This is a genomic window from Natrinema pallidum DSM 3751 (genome assembly GCF_000337615.1).
In the GTDB taxonomy this organism is placed as follows: Archaea; Halobacteriota; Halobacteria; order Halobacteriales; family Natrialbaceae; genus Natrinema; species Natrinema pallidum.
Genome location: NZ_AOII01000007.1, coordinates 1 through 2929 on the forward strand (window position 1 = coordinate 1; position 2929 = coordinate 2929).

The following is a 2929-nucleotide window of genomic DNA, read 5'->3' on the forward strand; positions in this document are numbered from 1 at the left end:
CCGAGAGCCCCTGGAGCGCCTGCCGACCCTCTTCGAATCGATCTCCATCCAGATCCCACGGAATCGTGTCGTGCTCGGTCTCTCGAGCGACGTAATACTGGGCGTATCTGCGTGCATGCCCAACGTGTTCCCCCTCACTATGGGTGCGTTCCGCCGGTTTGTCCGGGTAACCATCTTGTTCGTGGTATGATATTTCTCCAGTGTTATATTTGATTTCGATCCAGTGCTCAACCCCATTATTGTCGATTACTTCTAGACCGCATCCTTCGTTATCACCAGCTTCAATAGACGATTGCATATCTTATCACCTCATTTGTAGTCTGCGCTGCCCAGTCCAGTGACATCGTCTAGATCGAATTCCTGGTCAGTATTGAGACCGAGTCGGTCTCGCAAGAGCGATTGGACCTCGCCGGCGACGTGCTGGCCGAATTTCGTGGTGAGGACGGCCCCGAGCGGAACGCCAGCGAGGCCACCGGCCACTGCCCCGGCCGGTCCAGCTATCGCCCCGACTGCCGATCCAACCGTCCAGCNGCGACGTGCTGGCCGAATTTCGTGGTGAGGACGGCCCCGAGCGGAACGCCAGCGAGGCCACCGGCCACTGCCCCGGCCGGTCCAGCTATCGCCCCGACTGCCGATCCAACCGTCCAGCCTTTGGTCATCCCTTTGATCGGGCTACTGGCCGCATCTTGCACCCGGCTGGCTACGTCGATATCGTGATACTCGAGCCACTCGGAGAGTCCGGCCGGGGTTTCGACGGACGTAACGACATCCAGGAGTTGCTCCTTGCTGAGCCGGTATCGTTTGCGTGTGGCGTCGTCGACTTTCTCCGTCCCGTTCTCGAGGAGAGTGCCGGCTTTGGCAACCACTCCCTCGCCGGGATACCGCTGAACGTGTACATCTGTCCCCATCCGATTCACNGTCGTCGACTGTCTCCGTCCCGTTCTCGAGGAGAGTGCCGGCTTTGGCAACCACTCCCTCGCCGGGATACCGCTGAACGTGTACATCTGTCCCCATCCGATTCACCGTCACCGGTTCATCACCCGAGAGTGCCTCCGTTGCGGCCTCGTCGGCTTCCCGCTCTAACTGCGGGTCGGGGTCGGATGTGGACACCCTCGAGCGATCTCACTGAGTCGGTCCCGCGTTTGAACCAGTGTACCCGTCGGCGAAGGCCGTCTCCTCGTGTGGATCAACGTAGTTGGGGTACAGGTCCAGACGCTTGTACTGTTCTGCGGCTTCGAAATCACCGTAGCCGAGGATTCGGAACGGTTGGGGCGGTTCGAGTCCCATTCGGACGAAGCAGTCGCGCACCTGACAGGCCAGGTTGTGGTTGATGTACGCCTGAAACTCCGGGAGGCTTCCAGGGTCCATCACTGGAAGTTCAATCCATGCATCGGGCTGGCGATCGAACGGGTCGTCAGCGTTGGTGACGTGTTCTTCGCCGCGGTCGTCGAGGTAGACCGCCCGTAGCGACGACACCCCGGCCAGTTGCAACCCCTCGGAGAGATCGATGTCGGCCGTCTCCGCCAGTGCGCCGAGTTCCGCTGTGGCGGCCCGCCAGTCGTCCAACTCGGCGTCCGAGATGTCTTCGGGTGACATGGAATCGAGCCGATCGGCTGCGAGATCAAGACCGTGGCGGGCGGCGATCGCGTCGGCTTCGGCACCGAGTTCGGTCTCGAGCGGGTTCAGGCCGAGATAGACGTGTTTCCGATAGAGGAGTGAGTCAGCGCTTGTCGCTTCGTCGGGAATGTCGATCGTGCGATTGACCGCTGAGTCGTCGTAACTCCGGAGTTGCCGGTAGAGATCGCCGAAGTACCGCTCGAATTCGGCTTCCGAGAGGGATGCAACGGCGACACGGACGGCGTTGATACGTTCCGGGTGGATGCGTCGTGGGGTTACAGTGTCGTAGCCGCGCTCACAGTAGACGTAGTACTGCGCGAAGCGTCGGGCTTGTTCGTTCAGTTCGTTTTCTTCTGGAGTTCGATCAGCAGGTTTGTCAGCATAAATATCACATTCATGCGTCTGAAATTCTCCGTCAGTTCCAAGCGCAATACGATGCCCAACACCTTTATTGTCAGTTACCGCAACTCCAATACCCCGATCATCTTCTCCATCAATTTTTGCATTCATAGTAAATCAGAATCGGTAGTCTTCGCCACCATGTTCGTTTCCACTGAATCGCTTGCGGAGCTTTTCGTCGATGAGGTCGTCGATTGTCTCTTTGATGCCGTCGAGGCGTTCGGTGCCGATATCGGGGATTTCGGCTTCGGCGATCGCATCTCGGCCTTTCCCCCAGAGTTTGCCATACAATGTCTTGCCGACATCGGAGGCCGCACCCCCAGCGAGCGCCCCCAGAACTGGATTTGCAGTTGCGGCACCGACTGCGAGTCCGACGGTCCCGCCGACGACACCTGCGCCAGCAGCTTCACCGACAGTGTCGACCGTCCCTCGCTCACTGTTAACCTGATTGGACAACTTGGCCTGATTGACCTTGATCCGTCGGACTTCCTCAGCCAACGCTTCGGGCTCGGCTTTCACCTCATCAGCGACTAGGTCTCCCGCTTTTTCCCCGTCTGAATTACTGAACGGATTCAATTTCCCCAAGGCCGTCCGCTGAACGTGTACATCTGTCCCCATCCGATTCACGACCAGCGGTTCCTCACCCGATAACGCCTCGGTGGCCGCCTCGTCAGCCGCCCGCTCTAACTTCGGGTCGGGATCGATCTCGAGGTCGGCGTCCTCTTGGGGCATCATCGAGAGCGGTGCGCTGCCGTCCTGTTGTGTGACGTGGGCGAGTTCGTGAGCCAGCAGGTGTTGGCCGTCGGCCGACCGGGGATCGTATTCGCCCGAATTGAAGACGATCGCGTTGCCGCAGGTAAACGCCTTCGCGTCGATGGATTCGGCGGCCTGAGCGGCTTTCCCGCCGGGGTGG

At 59.7% G+C, this 2929-nt stretch carries 3 protein-coding genes and 2 pseudogenes; all 5 read right to left on the reverse strand.

Going from position 1 to position 2929, the window contains the following annotated elements; genetic code table 11:
- Window positions 1-298: pseudogene (locus C487_RS21265) on the reverse strand (hypothetical protein); the annotation flags it as partial.
- A gap of 11 nt (window positions 299-309) precedes the next feature.
- On the reverse strand, window positions 310-480 hold the full coding sequence (locus C487_RS20575; protein ID WP_161605700.1) for a hypothetical protein: 171 nt from the start codon (window positions 478-480) through the stop codon (window positions 310-312).
- Window positions 481-981: 501 nt separating this feature from the next.
- Window positions 982-1098: pseudogene (locus tag C487_RS22140) on the reverse strand (DUF4157 domain-containing protein); the annotation flags it as partial.
- A gap of 24 nt (window positions 1099-1122) precedes the next feature.
- Window positions 1123-2127 carry a hypothetical protein gene (locus C487_RS00320; RefSeq protein ID WP_006183659.1) on the reverse strand — a complete coding sequence of 335 codons (1005 nt, stop codon included), beginning with the start codon at window positions 2125-2127 and terminating at the stop codon, window positions 1123-1125.
- A gap of 6 nt (window positions 2128-2133) precedes the next feature.
- On the reverse strand, window positions 2134-2929 hold a 796-nt coding region (locus tag C487_RS00325), incomplete at its 5' end, for an eCIS core domain-containing protein (protein WP_006183660.1).